The organism is Sphingobium sp. WR1 (assembly GCF_059693745.1).
The window spans coordinates 61,983-76,123 of the sequence record NZ_JCATID010000003.1 but is presented as its reverse complement, the minus strand read 5'-3'; the positions used below and the strand labels follow the sequence as shown (position 1 = coordinate 76,123).

Here is a 14,141-nt window from a genome sequence, read left to right as displayed (position 1 = left end):
GTCATGGGAAACTCCTTGGTGAAGAAGTGGAAGGCGAATGCGAGTGTGAAGCGCGATGATCAGTGCGACGTATCCGCGATTATGCGCCGTGCGAGGACCGCGATCTCGTCACGGTCGGCGGTCATGGTGCAGTCGCCCGGTAGCACCACAAAGCCGTCGGAACTGGCGCTGCCTTTTGTGATGTAGATGCGCCAGACGTTGCGCCGAAGCTCTCCCTGGTCGCGAGGCCGCGTGTCCGAATGGTATAGATCAGCCCATTGGCGTCGATCGGGATCGGGGGAGACGTCAGCCCAATCACCGAGCAGGCCCAATATGGTATAACCGTCGATTTGCGCGTGATGCTCGCGAGCCGCACGCCGTTCGGCCTCGCGCTTGGGTTCGTCACGCCTCGCCTTGGCTTCGGCTTGCTTCCAGCGGACTGATGTCAGGCCCGTTTCGAGGCCATGAACGAGATCGACGGCAATGTTCTCCTGTTTTCTGGTCAGGAGAAAGAGGCTGCGACCATCGTCGCGGAGCCGATCCGCGCCGTAGCGAGCAAGGATCAGCAACGTTTCCAGTTCGGTTTTCGACAATGTGAGCCGCAGGCCGGCGGCAAGTGCTTGCGCTTTCATGATCGATACCACCGCTTGAGGCCGGCGAGCGGAAGCTTGTGTTCTGCGGCGGCATGGTGGTTGCTGTCGGAGAAAAACCCCCAGTGGCTGGTGGACGAATATCGCCGGAAGAAGAGCTTTTCGCCTTCTTCGGTGCGTATCCATATGCCAGGAACGATCGGAAATTGGTCTTCAGTTTTGGGCATTAGCAGACCTCCCTTCGTTCAAGTTCCGCGAAGGGCGCCGACAGGCTGGCAGATGCTTCGATATCCTCATGGTCCACGGCATAGACGTCGAGGACAACGCCTTCGTCCTCATGCTTCACCCTGATGGTGGCCTCGCCGACCGTGATCCAGACATGCTCTCCTGGCTTGCTGTCGAACACTACGTCCGTGTCGGGGAGAATGGCGGTCGGCTTGGACTCACCCTTCAGTCCGTTCAACTCGCCGCGCATGAGCCAATTCGTGCCGCCGCCCATGATGTCGTCGGACGTCACCACATAATAGCCACCGCCGAACTCGCCGGGACGGAGCCGGTCACAAGTCTGTGCCCATTCGAAGGCTAACGGCAGGACGCTCGGAGCACATTTTTGGATCACGCTGGCGATGGCGTACGGATCGGCCTGGGAACCCGCGATCAGATAGTTGTCGGCCTCGTTCGTGAAACCGAAATGCTCGACGTCGAACGTAGGAAAATCACCGTCGCTGAACATGTCGCGAAAGGACGCGAACGGGTCGCCTTCCTCCTCGACCGCATGTTCGGGCCCAATTTCGCCGCGGCCGATATTATGAGGGGACACCGTCTCACGCGGCTTCTTTGGAAACGCTGCTTTGAAAGCATCCGACATGCTATCGTAACGCGCGCCCTGTTCTTTCTCATCCAGGTCGGCCAGCTCGGTGGACAAGTCGTAACACTCATCGAGCAGTTCGACCTCTTGCGGGGCCGGCGAGATCGTGAACGACAGTTTCAGATAGTTGTTCGCCATGGTCTTCTCCTGAGATCAGCGGAACGTGACGGTTGGGGTTGCAGCCGGGTCGGCTACTCGGCGGCGTCCTTCGAAGGCGCGTCGTCATTGTCCGCGAAGTTCGCCTCGACCAGATGGTTGACCAGGTGCGTCCTGATTGCCCGATCCTTGGGGATCAGCCAGGAGACATGCTCACGAATCGCCTCGCGGACTCGTTCGAGGACCGCGGCATCCTCGCCGAGCAGCAGCATGTTCGCTGCAAAGCGGGCTTGCATCTCGAAAGCTGCCTGTTGGGTGTAATGGCTGTCAGCGTCGCAATCCTCATTAGGCCAGAAGCAGGAGGCTTCGAGCAAAGAGGCGAGTTCGCCGGGCATGATCGCGCAGTCGGTGCGGAGAAGGATGGCAATGTCGTCGAGGTTACTGGAACAGTCAGTCGGGACGATCAGGACATCGGCAGGAAGCACGATGATCTCTGCCGGTCCATCGGAATCGTTTGTACCCCGCAATGCAAGCATAAGAGTGATCGTGTCGACCCGCCCGGAAACGAGTTTCTCCGGAAGCACTGCGTCTTCGTGATAGTAGAGGGTTTCGTCGCCGGTCTCGACCTGAAAGGAGACGCCGAGGACGTGAGTGAGCGCATTGTACCAGGCATATCCGGCAAACTCGGGCATGGCGCGAACGGGCGAGCCGCCGAGACCATCGCCGGGTTTCAGTACGCGGTCGATACATTGCTCGATGTGCGCGGGTTGTGTGGGCATGATGACCATCGGTTCTCCCGCGATCCGCTCACCCGGAAAGACGTCGTTTGTCTCGGCTATACGGGGTGCCCAGAGATGCAGGTAGGGCGCCGCTTCGGGCAGCGAGATCCCTAGCTCGCGCGCGCGCAGCCATTGCGCGTAGGAAAGTCGATGATGGCCCTCACGGGCGATGGTGCGGAAAATCGCCGCTTCGCAAGCTTCGCGCAGGGCGTCGAGCGCCGGATTCTGGACCATTTCCTTGCGCGCCGGAAGCACGAACTGAAGATTTTTCGCGTCGACGATATCGACCTTGGCATACCAACCGCACCCGCCATCGGCGTCATGGACATGCGGAAGGCGGCACGGGACGGTGAGGCCATGGAAGTTGATCCGGGCCTGTTCGCGATGGGGCGCGTACTTGTCGAGAAAAACGCCAATGCGGCACCCGTTCCAGTTTTCGACGCGCGCGGCCTCTTTTAGAAAACCTTCGCTGAGCTGGCGCTCCTCGCCATAAAAGACCGGAAGCGGATAGAATTTCGCGGCGCTTTTCACGGCCTGTTCAAGCTCGTCAGCCCACGTCTTGGACAATTCGATTTCGATTTCGGTCCCCTTGGCGATCGCCGCCGGGACAAGATCGAGCGGCTCCCCACTCTCCCACGCCTGCGGTGGGATCGTCACTTGCCATCCGTCCTCAGCGTCGGCGATGCGCGAACGGATGACGACGTGACGACCGGCAAGGCTGAAGATGCCCATGCCCGCTGGATCCTCGTTGCTGACAATGTCGCTTTCCCAACCAGAGTCGCCGAGCGCGAGAAGCTTCGTCGGATCGGTAATGCCTCGGCCATCGTCGCGGACGCGCAGGATCGTTCTGTGGTCCCGGTCGAGCCGGTGGATGTCGACGCGGGTGGCACCGCCTCTGCGTGCATTCTGGAGGAGTTCGTGGAGAGCGTCGGCGACGCAGCCAGCAAAAAGTCTCGTCGCCTTGTGGATGATCGACTGACTGACCCTGGCGTGGATCGTGGTGGGAAATGTCATGTGAGCCTCCTGAGTTGCCGCGACTTCATCGCCGCACCCCCAACCACTCTCCCTTCGCTCCACGGCCGGGGCCGCGCCGCCGAGCGGTGGCCGCTCGGCAGGGTCATGCGTTGGTCAGATGTTACGAGGGACGCGATCGGGGAGCGGCGCAGTCAGGCAGCAATCCGTTCGAAAACTGCCTCGCCGTTGGAGAACACACCCAGGCGGACGAGGGTCGCGAACCGCTTCCTGAAGCCGACTGCGATTTGATCGAGCCAGCGTTGCGCCAGCCCTTCCTGACCGGCATCGATGTCATCGCGCAGGACCACCCAGTAAGCGATGCAACCGCAATATTCCGAGATGCCGAAGCGGGCAAAGCGGTTCATGGCGACAATACGCTCTTCGCGACCGATCCAGCCGTTCGCGGTCCATGCCGAAGGATAGAGGGCGAGCACTTGCTCGCGGAAATCCTCGACGATGAAGTCCCAATCGTCCTGGGCCGCGAGTTGGTCGAAATGGCGGGTGTCGGGATCGTCGTCGTCTTCGATCCAGCCTGCCTCCCATTGCGAGAAGGCGACATACGCCTCGCTGGGATAGGATACCGAGCGCCCCATGGTCATCTCCCCTCTGCAGCAGGTAGGCGTATGTCCGGCGATGGCGTGGCAACGGGCCCGGCGTTCGCGGGCGGATCGGGATCCGGCAGCAAGGGTTCGGGCCTGATCGTGGGATGGGTCGGATCGGACCAGTCGATGTGGTCGATGATCCAGCCCGGCACGAAATCCCAGTCGAAACAAAGGTCGTAGCTGTCGGCGACGACGCTCCAGGCCGCCTCTACGGCGCCGGTCCATCCTATGACAGTCAAGCGCAGGTCCGCGGTGCCGACGGCATTGCACGTCTCACGGATGGCCAGGGCCAGGGCGATGGCGTCCTGGTTGGTGGCTGGATGGTCGCGCAATGTCAGCACCGCCTCCCAGAGGCAGGCGGCGGTCTCGAGCGCGGATTCGAGAGTTTCCGTCCGCACGGCGCTGCTGTGGTTTCGAGCAGCGGACGCGATCTCGACTTTCTCGAAATCATCGCGCGGCGGGACGGCAATGGGCAATGGCGGTGCGGGCTGTTGATAGATGCCGGTTTTCATGCTGCGACTTCCTCGGTTGCGGCCGTGCGCGCTTCCGTTTCAAGGACATCGAGGTCGATCGGCAGAGGCTTGCTCGGTTTGTCGGTGATGAAAACTATCGAGTCCGGCTGGTAGAAGTCGCGGCCGATCCCGGAGACGCGGATGCGGGCTATCGGTTCGCCGGATTGCACACGCTCATTTCCTTGCCATCCCATCCGCACGCGGCGGCCATCGGCGGCGATCTCTATCGTATTGAAAACGTCATAGCTGCCCTTCGAATTGGCCGAGTAGGTGGCCTGCGTCGTCGGGTAGATCTCGGCGGCCTTGGCTTTGGCCTGCTTATCCTTGCAGGCCGCGACCATGCGCAGGTTCCATATCGTCTGGAGCTGCTCGGCCTGTTCCCGCGACAGATTGATCAGCGGTACGGTGTCCGGCCTTCCCGAGGCCCGGCGCGCCTTCTTCTCCGGCACGGTGTAGCCGCACGCCTCCATCAGGTCGCGCCAACCGTCCTCGCCGAGTTCGAGGGAGGCATCGGAAGCGATATGCGCCGGGAGCGGAACCGGGCTTTCGAGCCGGAGACGGCCCGCATCCGTCACGGTGCATTTAGGACTTTCGGTGCCATGTTCGCGGGCGAAGGCCTGGATGATGACCGGGGTCAACTCGCCATCATAGCGTGGCACGTCACCCAGCATCGACCGCTCGAACGCGAGCCGGTGCAGGATGTGCTCGATCCAGCGGCGGCGGTTGGGGCCGCCCACGGCGAGAGTTGCGCCCTCGATGCACGATTGCCGGGCATCGGCCGGCGTGACTTCGCCGCGATCGACCTTGTAGTAGAGATCGTAGTTCGACCAGAGTATCCGGGAATCCATGTGACCGAGGGCATGAAGGATCTGTTGGTCGGTCGTGAGTTTCTCCCAGATCGCGAGCGCCGCATGGGCCCTGTTGATGCCGCGCTGGAGGTCGCGCAGTTCGGCCAGCAGCGTCTTGATACGGTTCGCCCGCGTGCGCGGGCTGTTCTTCATGCTGGCAAAATGCTCGACGCCGCTCGCGCGATCCAGCCAGTAAGTAGCGGCCTTTCCGGCGCTCACTGCGGCACTCGAGGCCGAATGCATCCGCTCCTGCGTCCTGCGGGCGCTGTGCTCGCTATGATGACCAACAAGGATGGGCTGGCCCATGTAGAAGGCCTGCGAGAGTTCGTTGGCCCGGCGCGCGAAGGCGTTGGCCTGGGCATGGCGCTTGTGGGAAAGGCCTTCGAGCCGCTCGGCCTTGAGGGCAGCGCGCTCGGCTAGCGTCATTTCTTCGGGCTCGATTTCGCCGGCGAGTTCCAACGCGAGATCCTCGCGCTGCGGCGTCCATTTCGGTGCCACGAACAGTTCCTGTTTCGGAGCCCATTTGAAGCCCGCCTCCTTGACCCGGGCATAGGTCTCGGCATCGAGGCGCGAGGACGCATAGAGGCGAATCTTGTTGTCCTCCGGGCTGTATGTCGCGGTGAAGCTGGTCATCGATGGTCCTTTCAGGCAACCGCCGGCATCCTGTGCCGGGGCGGATCGGTGCATTTGCATGTCCCCAGAATCACGAAGCCCGGCGCGATGGCCGGGCTTCGTGAGGGGGTAGAAGTGTCGGTGGTAGAGAGTTATTCGCGCAGGTCTCCGGCGGCTATGTCACCGACCCAGGACGCAGCTTCCTCGAAATCGGCATCTTCCTCGTCGACCAGCGCGGCGAGTGCAACCGCCCCCGTGCGACCGAGCTGACCGAGACGCTGAAGGGCCACATAGAGGATCGGGGCAAGCTGTTCCGCTGTTGCGGTATCGAGATCGTCGGCTTTCATGCAAGTGCTCCTGACTGTGGAGGGGTGGTGGTCGGGAACGGCCCGCGGCGCGGGCGATACGATCCGGTGCGCCCAACCATTTGCGCCGGAAATTTCGGGAAGATAGGCTTCACGCTGCTTATCGGCGTGCGATGTCCGTGACGCGTTCATCATGATCACCTGGCGGCGGGCAGGCGATCATTCGATTCGACGCAAAGGGGAGCCTGAGCCACGGTCAGGATCGGCGACGCGCTTTCTCATCCGGCGTTTCGATATGAACGTAGCGTCGGCCACCGCTGCGGCGTTTGCGGATCCGGTCGTCAACGAATGCATCGGCCCATCGCGTCGCCTCGGCCGCACGGGCGCCGCCGGAGCATTCATCTGCCTGCTCGAAGATCGTATATGCAAGAGCGTATTGCTCGCGTTCAGGGAGCGTGAGAAGCGCGCTGGCAATCGGCAAGGCGCTCTCGTTGAATTCCAGGACATGACGCCCCGCGCCATGATGCATGAGGATGGCGATCCGACCCTTGCTTCCAATTCCCGTCGGTCGGGCGATCTTAACGTCGTGCGACGCATAAGTGATCGAGACGCGCGAAGTTTCGGATTCGCCGCGATGGAACACTCGGTCGTCGCGGCACGGCAGCGGGTGAGCGAGAATCTCATAGCCATCGAAGCTCTCAACCCTGCGAATGTGATTGTGTCCGATAACGCTCATGGCCGTCATTCCACCGTCATCAGCGCCGCGGGCTGGTTTCCCAAGGCGATTGCTGCGTCGAGGCTGGTGATCCATTCCGGATCGATGCAGATGCTCTCCATCGCCCAACTGCTGACGGATGCCGGTATGGGTTCGCCTTGGTCTTGGGGGACCATGACGAGGTCATCGGGATCGGCGCCTTCGACGTCGTGGTCGACGACGCGCACCGTAATCGGCCGGTCGGCGGCGATACCCTGGATAAGACCGCCGTCGAGCGTGACCACGATATTGGCTTCGAGCGGAAGCGGCGTGTCGTCGTTGATCCGCATGCAAAGATCATCGATCTCATCTGCGGTCAGCGGTTTGTGGCGGTTGAGATTGCTGGCGACATCGGCAAGATCGGGCGGGCAGCTACGCCGCTGATAGTCGCGCAACGCCGCAAGGACGGTCGACAGTTCCCGGTCGCTGAACGCGAGGACCGACATGCCCCGGAGTTCAACCTTTTCGATCCGCACATCGAATCCGGCGGAATCGGCAAGCAGCTTGTGATCGACCTCGACGGTGTTGGAGCCGAACAATTTGAGTTGGAGCAACTGCGCCCCGACCAGTCCAAGCTGCCAGCTACTGCTATGGACCGGCGGCAAAGTCTGGGAATCGAGATTCGCGCGAAGCGAGTTCACGCGTTCGGTTGCGGCGATGATCGCTTCGCGCTCGCTGGCGTGATACGTGGTGATCGTGGACGCTTGTGAGAAGCGGGATGCGGTGACGAGAAAAATATCCAAGTTATGTTCTCCGCTTATGATGAAGGATCTGGGGCCGAGGAGATCAGGCGGCGCGGCGGTCATCGCCGTGGCGAAGTCCGAGATCGGCGACAGTAAGGAGGTCGGATTGGGGTCTGAGGCGGTCGAACGCGGCCGTCAGATCGTCAATGTCGGTCCAGCTGCAGGCATCGCCCGGGTCGGCGTTGAGCTGGAACACGATGGGCGTGGACGCTGCGGTCATCTCGGGAAAGCTGGTGCTGATGACCAGGGTCTCGATCCGGCGTGCAAGGGCGCCGATGCGCGGGGCCAGTTCATTTCGCTCGTGATGTGCCATCTCGAAATAGCGCTCGGGCGCGAGCAGCGGGCCGATGCGGACGCATGGGATACGACCGACGATCGCGGGACCGGCAACCGTGCCGGTTAGTTCCCGGCGCTCGGACGATACCTTGTCGGCGGGCACCAACGCGCGATAGACATAGTGCGGAAGCGTCCCCGCGATGCGGGAACGGGTGACGATGATTTCCATGATAAGTGTCCTCAGGCGACAAGCCGCGTGGGCGTGGTGTCGGGATCGGAAAGATGCAGCTCACGGCGGATGCGGGCCGCGAATGTGTCGGGCGACATCAGATCGTGGACCGATGCGAAATGGTTGCGATCGCCGACATAGTCCTTGCGACCAGCAACCTTGCGGAACATGACTTCCCGGCCCGCCCCCATGGCGCCGAGGCTGAGCTGGACATAGACCTCGACGCCGTGAAGGGTCACCTCGCCCGATACGGCCGGCCCCGCGACGTTGGAGCGCAGATCATATTGCCCTTTAGGTAGCCTCAAAGCGTCAGCGAGGCGTTTCAACGCCTTACGACCGAGGCTGTGGAACAGCTTCTTCGCGGGTTCGTCGTAGGAGACACCCTTATGGGCCAGCGCGATAAGTTCGGGCTTGCGCCTGAGGTCGGCGATGGCATCCATGCAGGCGCGTCGCAACTCGACATCAGGAGCCTCGATCTGCGAGGCAATGGCGCCGAGATGCCGCGCGAGCAGGATGACGGCGGGATCGCTTTCGTGGGACTGCCCGGCGTTGCGGCAATCCGTGATCGCGGCATTGAGCGCGTGTAAGGCCGCCGGCAGTGTAATCAGCGCCGATGGATCCAACGCTTGCTGGTATCGAAAAGCTATGTCGTAGGACACGGGGATTTCTCCTGAGGCTAGAGCGCATCTTCACGCCCACCTCATCCCCTCCCCCTTCTCTCCAGCCAGAATGTCACCACTCGAAACAAGCCAATCGATCGGAAGTACCGGCATCACAGTCCCGGATCAGATAACGGCAACACTTGTCCCGGGCGAATGTCAGTGCATCCAGGAGTTCTGTCGGAACCCCCGTCTCATCGCTGATGAAAGCAATCGCCATCGATCCGCTGGCGTGGGAGGATGCGAACCTGCGGATCAAGTGACGGCTGGATTGGTGCGTCGTCGTTGGATTTCGGAACAGCACGCCGAGCAAGAAAGAGCGCCAGACATGTTGAGCGGTCCAGTGTATCAGCTTCCGATATGGACGCCCGGGCGAGACGCTCCCAGGTCGTCACATCGAATTGGCCCCCCGTCACTTGATGAGTGATATCATGGGACAGGACAGGGCGTGCGAAGATGGCAAAGGGTAGCTCGGCCTCAGGATCGAACGCCAGGATCGCACTAGCATCGAACTCGTCTTCGGTGAGGGATATGATGGTGTCCGAAAGGCGAGTGAGGAGTTGGAAGCCGTGCCTGATGAGCGCATCCCGGCTATCTGGAGAAGCGTGCATAGTTTTATTCCTTGTTGTTTGAGAAATAGGAAGACGTCGTCGGTGCCACCAAGACGGCAGCTTCCGCTGATGGCCGGTCGGTCTGGAAGATGCCGATATGGTTAGATATTGCGGAAGCGGCTCTGCGCCCCCAGTTGAGCCGATGCGTGTGCCGCCACGCAATCGATGAGGGCTATCAGGCTGTGATGTGGCCTGCGGCTACGGCTTGCTGGGCGTAGATGCTCAACGGATAGTGTGCCACGAACCTGAGATCGCGTTCGACCACCATGCCGGTAGCGCCTCTGAATTCCTGTAATTCGGCGAACGAAACCATGGCCAGCTCGGGGCATCCGATGCCAAGATCGCGCAGCCCGAAGTAGAGGTCGGGCTCATCAACATCGGCCTCGGTCAGAAGCCAGGTGGCGCTGGTGTCGGGCGTGAACAACTTCACGACAGGCAGAGGGTCGATGTCTTCGCCCTGCGCAGCTCGACGGCCGTTGGCGAGCAGGGCGGTTCGGATTTCATCGGTAATGAGTTCCATGGGAGACCTCGTTTGCAGAAGGGAACGAGGCTGGCGGGTTCAGAACGACCGTTGCAACGCCTCACCGCTCCCCCTTCTCCCTCCCCTTCCACCGCACCTAATTGGGCGACGGGCGGGACCGATGGCTACAGAAAAGGTTTACAATTCTACGAGTTTGTAGCCCCGTGGCTTTAAGATCTTCCTGACCCAATCCTTCTCAATAGGCATTCCTTCCGTGGCAAGACGGATGGCGGAGTCCGCGCGATCGAACAGGGCGATGCATAGCTCATCGTTGTCAAAACGGGAGCGGTATTGGATGCCGTCGAGTTTCGTATCGGAGTGGACCATTGCCGAAATACGTTGGGTCGTATCATAGGCGCCGGGCTTGATGGCGGGATCGAAATCGGCCGCAACGCCTGCTGTAGTCGTGCGAAACCAGGCAAGGCCGGGCCCATGAAGCTTTGCAAGTCGCAACGTTCTCGTGGTCATGAAGGTGGCCGCGCGCTTTTGCCGCACTTGGCCCCAGAGGATGTCGGGATCACTCGGCATACGCAGCAAAGTCTCGGCGAACGGGCCAACCAACGTCTTGCCGAGATAAAGGACACCATATTTTCCGTGTGGGTCGTCCCAACGCCAAGTAGCATCTTTGCGCCCATACCAAAGCGCGGCGACGGCCGCGTCGTGCAGGCGATGAAGAGTCTGACCGGTGGCGACGGTCGCCACCGGCATCGCGCCGGGGACTGTCATGGCTAATCGTTCAGCCTTTGTGCGAAACGCACAACGCGCTCGATGCTTGCTTCATCTTCTTTGATGAGGTCAATCGGCCGGACGTCGCCCAAGCCCTCATCTCCACTCACGAGATATTGAAGCAGTGCCCAGCCGCTCACCGTCGGGGCGGCTGCGAGAACTCTCGGGATGGCCGGACGGACGGAATTGCCGTCGAATTGAAGCGCCGGAAAAAGCTTAGCACCATTGTCCTCAACCATCAGGAGCCTGTGATCGCGGGCCGCCTTGTAGACAGCCTGAACGGTTTTATGGCCGAGAAGCTTGCGGACCGCTTCAGCGTCGAACGCCCCGCCGGCCTGCTCGATCATCCGGCGCTTGAAGGCGATGGCGTTGGCGATTTCCTCGGCTTCCTCCGGATCGTCGGCTTCGATCGCCGGAATGCCTCGTGCGATGTTGAGAACCAGAGCAGGAACGTCGATGCTGCTGATCGCCACGGTCTTTGCGGCAAGCGGCATCATCTTGATGATACGGTCGGCACTCGCCAGAATCCGGTCGCGCAGAACGCGATCGACATCGATGGTGGCCGTGGTCGCAGGACGGGGCATATCCGCACTCCTAGTTGAATGAGTTTTATATAGCGGATTTACAAGACGAATTCAACTGACGCTATTCAGCCGATTGTAAGGAGCATCCTCGTCAGGTATGCAGCCGCGTCATGTAGCATCGGCCGTTAATACCCGGCTTGGCTCGCACGGGATTCGGTCGGTGGAGAGATATTCGTCGAGTTGGTTGTCGAAATAGACCGATACCGCTTCTTCATCTGTAAGCTGGTTCGGATCACGGGTGTCGTTGAGCGATGACCACCATTCCTTACAGAATGCGGCGACCTGAGCCATAAGGGCTTCGCGTGTCAAAGCGGCATAGACATTGGTGCCATGACAATGGTCGATCTCCGCGACATGGATGTCGACTGGCCAGGGTACGATATGACTCTTCACGGCGTCTTCAGCCGACGTCAGATCCTTGATCAGATACAGCAGCGCATCCGCGTCGAGATCGCCAGGGGTTTCGAGCGCCGCACGGGCACGGCTGAGCAACTGCGCGTGATTGCGCCTGATCATGGTCACGAGATTGGTCCTTTCAGGAAAAGATGGCAGGCGGCGCAAGCCGCTGCTGACGCCGAGCGCAATTACACATCCGTCGCTTGAGCGACGGCAGCGCGGCTGAGGGCTGGGATAGCGGGATGATAATAGGTGCTGCTGTCGGACATGGCGATCGCTGTTTGCTCGGTGCGATACCAATTCACCGCATCGATCGTGTAGAGTTCGCTCGCGTAGCACTCTGCGTCACTGAAGAATTCGACAGTCACGACATAGGTGCGAAGCTGCACATAGGCGTCTGCGCTCATGAGGCAGTTCCTTCTGATCTAGCGGATATGCGGCGTGATGGATCGCCGGGGCCAGTGAGACCCCGGCGGGTTGGTGTCAGTTCAGGCGTTCGAGCAGGGCCCGGGCTTTACCTTCAAGGTCCAGGCGGCTGTCCTGCTGCGATTTGGATCTGGCAACGGCCGTGATTCCGTTCACGAAATCGAAGATGCTCTCGGGCGGACGCCCTTCTTCGACCAGAACCGCCTCGATGACCCTGCTGGTCTCGGCCTTGGAGAAGCCGCGTTTGCGCAGAAAGCTATCGCGATCCTCATCCGTGCGGGCTACGATCCGTTCACGGGCGGTTCGGATGCCGTCAACGAACGTCCGCGGCGAAGCGTCGGCGAAATGGGCGAGGGCCGGCTCAGCCTGATGAGAGAATCGGCCTGCGGCGAATTTCGAGTGACGAATCTTGATCTCCTCGAAATGCTCGACACCCCATAAGATGCGGTTGGCACACACTGCTCGCAGGTAAAAGGTAGCGATGCCGAGGGTTTTCGCACCGACCTCGCTGTTCCACGCATAAAAGCCGCGGAAGAAGAGATCGGGTTCGCCGTTCGGCAGCTTGCCCGCCTCGATCGGATGCGTGTCGTCGACCAGAAACAAGAACACGTCGCGATCCGAGGCATAAAGCGTTGTCGTGTCGCGCGTGACATCGACATGGGGGTTATACTGCATCGTTCGCCAGTCGAGGACCCCAGGGACTTTCCAGCGCGTGTCGCCGGTGCCGTTGCCTGCAAAGCGCATAACAGCCTCGACGAGTTGATAATCCCAGATGCGGCCATAATCGGGGCCGGTCACGGCGCGCAGCTCAGTGCGACCGTCATCGGTCTGAAGCAGCTTCACCTGCTCGCCTCGGTGGTTGAGCAGGCCGTGCTGGAGATTGATGCCGGCGAGCGGTGCCGGCAGGTCGCGTAGATAGGAAGCGGGCGCACCGACCAGACTGCACATTTGCCCGAACGACCAATTGGTGGGCTCTACGGGCACATCGCTGTCGGGCAGGATCAGCGTGAGGCGCCCAGGCTCGTCGCGACGCGCCTCAACCTTAATCGACCGACTCTCGACTATGCGGGTGTGCGCCTTCTCGGCACGGGCACGAACGATCCTATGGAGATCGCGGAGCGACAGGAAACGCTCATCAGCTGGGCGCGAGAACCATTCGGAGGAGACGCGACTGTTGGACGAGCCACGCGTGATATTGACACCATAGGCGCCGGAAACAGCGCGCTCAGGGCTAAGGGCAAGCGATGCCATTGGAGTTTCTCCAAGAGTTGAAGGCGCAAAGCCAGTCGCGGTACTCATCAGCACCACCGGCGACTCCGTTCCTTCCCCCTTCCCTTCCCCTGCCGTTCACACGCGAATAAGGCTATCATTCACCAAGGGCTGATAGCGCCCGCAATATTGTGGCTGTGTTCTGTATTGCCTGCTATCCAGACGGCTTGTCTCGATGCCACTGAGAGGCACCGGTTATCATTGCCAAACATTGGCTCAGGAGAAACATCGCATGACTGAAAATGCCGATATGCACGAAACACTCATCACGCTGACCGCCGATATCGTGGCGGCGCATGTCGGCAACAACAGCGTGGCGGTCGGCGATCTCCCGATGCTGATTCAGAATATCCATGGAGCATTGAGCGGGCTTGGTCAGCAAAAGGCAGAACCCGAAGCAAAACCCGAGCCGGCGGTGTCGATCCGGGCATCGGTGAAGCCGGACTACATCGTCTGTCTGGAGGACGGCAAAAAGCTCAAGATGCTCAAGCGCCACCTGATGACCCACTACCAGATGACACCCGAGGATTATCGTGCCAAGTGGGGCCTTGCCGCCGACTATCCCATGGTCGCGCCCAACTATGCCGAACAGCGCCGGACACTGGCGAAGTCGATCGGGCTCGGTCGCAAGCCTAGGGCTGTGACGGCAATCCCCGAACCCGTAAAGCCCGCCAAGACCTCAACTGCCCGCCGCCCACGCAAGAAAATTGCCGAGACACCCCAACCGGCATGATGTGACGCCT

21 protein-coding genes are annotated in these 14,141 nt (G+C 60.9%); 1 reads left to right on the top strand and 20 read right to left on the bottom strand.

Going from position 1 to position 14,141, the window contains the following annotated elements; translation table 11 throughout:
- Positions 1-59: 59 nt before the first annotated feature.
- From AC58EF_RS05195 to AC58EF_RS05100, 20 genes are all read right to left on the bottom strand, one after another.
- On the bottom strand, positions 60-611 hold the full coding sequence (locus AC58EF_RS05195) for a hypothetical protein (RefSeq protein ID WP_275489334.1): 552 nt from the start codon (positions 609-611) through the stop codon (positions 60-62).
- Positions 608-796, bottom strand: coding sequence for a hypothetical protein (locus tag AC58EF_RS05190; protein ID WP_497275111.1), 189 nt, complete (start codon positions 794-796; stop codon positions 608-610). Before AC58EF_RS05190 ends, AC58EF_RS05195 begins: the two co-directional genes overlap by 4 nt.
- Complete coding sequence (locus AC58EF_RS05185) at positions 796-1,575, bottom strand: hypothetical protein (protein WP_497275109.1); 780 nt, start codon at positions 1,573-1,575, stop codon at positions 796-798. The genes AC58EF_RS05190 and AC58EF_RS05185 overlap by 1 nt, the downstream gene beginning before the upstream one ends.
- 53 nt (positions 1,576-1,628) lie before the next feature.
- A complete protein-coding gene (locus AC58EF_RS05180; RefSeq protein ID WP_497275108.1) occupies positions 1,629-3,389 on the bottom strand; it encodes an ATP-binding protein in 1,761 nt (586 codons plus the stop codon).
- An 89-nt stretch (positions 3,390-3,478) separates the two neighbouring features.
- Positions 3,479-3,919 (bottom strand): hypothetical protein, encoded by a 441-nt coding sequence (locus AC58EF_RS05175; protein ID WP_497275106.1) that lies wholly within the window; start codon positions 3,917-3,919, stop codon positions 3,479-3,481.
- A 2-nt stretch (positions 3,920-3,921) separates the two neighbouring features.
- Positions 3,922-4,440 (bottom strand): hypothetical protein, encoded by a 519-nt coding sequence (locus AC58EF_RS05170; RefSeq protein WP_497275105.1) that lies wholly within the window; start codon positions 4,438-4,440, stop codon positions 3,922-3,924.
- Positions 4,437-5,921: a DUF3560 domain-containing protein gene (locus tag AC58EF_RS05165; RefSeq protein WP_257554733.1), complete on the bottom strand. Its 1,485-nt coding sequence runs from the start codon at positions 5,919-5,921 to the stop codon at positions 4,437-4,439. Before AC58EF_RS05165 ends, AC58EF_RS05170 begins: the two co-directional genes overlap by 4 nt.
- Before the next feature lie 131 nt (positions 5,922-6,052).
- The gene (locus tag AC58EF_RS05160) at positions 6,053-6,247 is read right to left on the bottom strand and encodes a hypothetical protein (protein ID WP_257554735.1); all 195 of its coding nucleotides are present in this window, start codon (positions 6,245-6,247) and stop codon (positions 6,053-6,055) included.
- A gap of 214 nt (positions 6,248-6,461) precedes the next feature.
- Positions 6,462-6,941: a hypothetical protein gene (locus AC58EF_RS05155; RefSeq protein WP_489009278.1), complete on the bottom strand. Its 480-nt coding sequence runs from the start codon at positions 6,939-6,941 to the stop codon at positions 6,462-6,464.
- Positions 6,942-6,946: 5 nt separating this feature from the next.
- Positions 6,947-7,765, bottom strand: coding sequence for a hypothetical protein (locus tag AC58EF_RS05150; RefSeq protein ID WP_497275103.1), 819 nt, complete (start codon positions 7,763-7,765; stop codon positions 6,947-6,949).
- Positions 7,746-8,207, bottom strand: coding sequence for a hypothetical protein (locus AC58EF_RS05145; RefSeq protein WP_489009280.1), 462 nt, complete (start codon positions 8,205-8,207; stop codon positions 7,746-7,748). The genes AC58EF_RS05150 and AC58EF_RS05145 overlap by 20 nt, the downstream gene beginning before the upstream one ends.
- An 11-nt stretch (positions 8,208-8,218) precedes the next feature.
- Positions 8,219-8,866 (bottom strand): hypothetical protein, encoded by a 648-nt coding sequence (locus AC58EF_RS05140; protein ID WP_489009281.1) that lies wholly within the window; start codon positions 8,864-8,866, stop codon positions 8,219-8,221.
- Between the two features lie 73 nt (positions 8,867-8,939).
- Positions 8,940-9,086, bottom strand: a complete 147-nt coding sequence (locus tag AC58EF_RS05135; protein WP_489009282.1) for a DUF5983 family protein — start codon at positions 9,084-9,086, stop codon at positions 8,940-8,942.
- Positions 9,061-9,477 carry a hypothetical protein gene (locus tag AC58EF_RS05130; RefSeq protein WP_489009283.1) on the bottom strand — a complete coding sequence of 139 codons (417 nt, stop codon included), beginning with the start codon at positions 9,475-9,477 and terminating at the stop codon, positions 9,061-9,063. The genes AC58EF_RS05135 and AC58EF_RS05130 overlap by 26 nt, the downstream gene beginning before the upstream one ends.
- A 175-nt stretch (positions 9,478-9,652) precedes the next feature.
- Entirely contained in the window at positions 9,653-9,997 is a 345-nt protein-coding gene (locus AC58EF_RS05125) for a DUF2958 domain-containing protein (protein WP_497275101.1), read from the bottom strand.
- A 138-nt stretch (positions 9,998-10,135) separates the two neighbouring features.
- Positions 10,136-10,723 carry an RES family NAD+ phosphorylase gene (locus tag AC58EF_RS05120; RefSeq protein WP_497275099.1) on the bottom strand — a complete coding sequence of 196 codons (588 nt, stop codon included), beginning with the start codon at positions 10,721-10,723 and terminating at the stop codon, positions 10,136-10,138.
- A gap of 2 nt (positions 10,724-10,725) precedes the next feature.
- Entirely contained in the window at positions 10,726-11,307 is a 582-nt protein-coding gene (locus tag AC58EF_RS05115; protein WP_489009286.1) for a hypothetical protein, read from the bottom strand.
- Positions 11,308-11,415: 108 nt separating this feature from the next.
- Positions 11,416-11,823: a hypothetical protein gene (locus AC58EF_RS05110; protein ID WP_497275097.1), complete on the bottom strand. Its 408-nt coding sequence runs from the start codon at positions 11,821-11,823 to the stop codon at positions 11,416-11,418.
- A 68-nt stretch (positions 11,824-11,891) separates the two neighbouring features.
- Positions 11,892-12,110 (bottom strand): hypothetical protein, encoded by a 219-nt coding sequence (locus AC58EF_RS05105; protein WP_497275095.1) that lies wholly within the window; start codon positions 12,108-12,110, stop codon positions 11,892-11,894.
- 76 nt (positions 12,111-12,186) lie between these two features.
- Positions 12,187-13,380 carry a DUF932 domain-containing protein gene (locus AC58EF_RS05100; RefSeq protein WP_257554750.1) on the bottom strand — a complete coding sequence of 398 codons (1,194 nt, stop codon included), beginning with the start codon at positions 13,378-13,380 and terminating at the stop codon, positions 12,187-12,189.
- 250 nt (positions 13,381-13,630) lie between these two features.
- Here AC58EF_RS05100 and AC58EF_RS05095 point away from each other — a divergent pair, with 250 nt between their 5' ends.
- Entirely contained in the window at positions 13,631-14,131 is a 501-nt protein-coding gene (locus AC58EF_RS05095; protein WP_257554751.1) for a Ros/MucR family transcriptional regulator, read from the top strand.
- The last annotated feature ends 10 nt before the right edge of the window (positions 14,132-14,141 follow it).

Coding starts and splice junctions, on each gene's coding strand:
- AC58EF_RS05170 (WP_497275105.1), bottom strand. CDS start 4,440: ATGAAAACCGGCATCTATCAACAGCCCGCACCGCCATTGCCCATTGCC.
- AC58EF_RS05150 (WP_497275103.1), bottom strand. CDS start 7,765: ATGACCGCCGCGCCGCCTGATCTCCTCGGCCCCAGATCCTTCATCATA.
- AC58EF_RS05195 (WP_275489334.1), bottom strand. CDS start 611: ATGAAAGCGCAAGCACTTGCCGCCGGCCTGCGGCTCACATTGTCGAAA.
- AC58EF_RS05130 (WP_489009283.1), bottom strand. CDS start 9,477: ATGCACGCTTCTCCAGATAGCCGGGATGCGCTCATCAGGCACGGCTTC.
- AC58EF_RS05110 (WP_497275097.1), bottom strand. CDS start 11,823: ATGATCAGGCGCAATCACGCGCAGTTGCTCAGCCGTGCCCGTGCGGCG.
- AC58EF_RS05155 (WP_489009278.1), bottom strand. CDS start 6,941: ATGAGCGTTATCGGACACAATCACATTCGCAGGGTTGAGAGCTTCGAT.
- AC58EF_RS05135 (WP_489009282.1), bottom strand. CDS start 9,086: ATGGCGATTGCTTTCATCAGCGATGAGACGGGGGTTCCGACAGAACTC.
- AC58EF_RS05100 (WP_257554750.1), bottom strand. CDS start 13,380: ATGGCATCGCTTGCCCTTAGCCCTGAGCGCGCTGTTTCCGGCGCCTAT.
- AC58EF_RS05185 (WP_497275109.1), bottom strand. CDS start 1,575: ATGGCGAACAACTATCTGAAACTGTCGTTCACGATCTCGCCGGCCCCG.
- AC58EF_RS05115 (WP_489009286.1), bottom strand. CDS start 11,307: ATGCCCCGTCCTGCGACCACGGCCACCATCGATGTCGATCGCGTTCTG.
- AC58EF_RS05120 (WP_497275099.1), bottom strand. CDS start 10,723: ATGACAGTCCCCGGCGCGATGCCGGTGGCGACCGTCGCCACCGGTCAG.
- AC58EF_RS05190 (WP_497275111.1), bottom strand. CDS start 796: ATGCCCAAAACTGAAGACCAATTTCCGATCGTTCCTGGCATATGGATA.
- AC58EF_RS05165 (WP_257554733.1), bottom strand. CDS start 5,921: ATGACCAGCTTCACCGCGACATACAGCCCGGAGGACAACAAGATTCGC.
- AC58EF_RS05095 (WP_257554751.1), top strand. CDS start 13,631: ATGACTGAAAATGCCGATATGCACGAAACACTCATCACGCTGACCGCC.
- AC58EF_RS05160 (WP_257554735.1), bottom strand. CDS start 6,247: ATGAAAGCCGACGATCTCGATACCGCAACAGCGGAACAGCTTGCCCCG.
- AC58EF_RS05125 (WP_497275101.1), bottom strand. CDS start 9,997: ATGGAACTCATTACCGATGAAATCCGAACCGCCCTGCTCGCCAACGGC.
- AC58EF_RS05105 (WP_497275095.1), bottom strand. CDS start 12,110: ATGAGCGCAGACGCCTATGTGCAGCTTCGCACCTATGTCGTGACTGTC.
- AC58EF_RS05145 (WP_489009280.1), bottom strand. CDS start 8,207: ATGGAAATCATCGTCACCCGTTCCCGCATCGCGGGGACGCTTCCGCAC.
- AC58EF_RS05175 (WP_497275106.1), bottom strand. CDS start 3,919: ATGGGGCGCTCGGTATCCTATCCCAGCGAGGCGTATGTCGCCTTCTCG.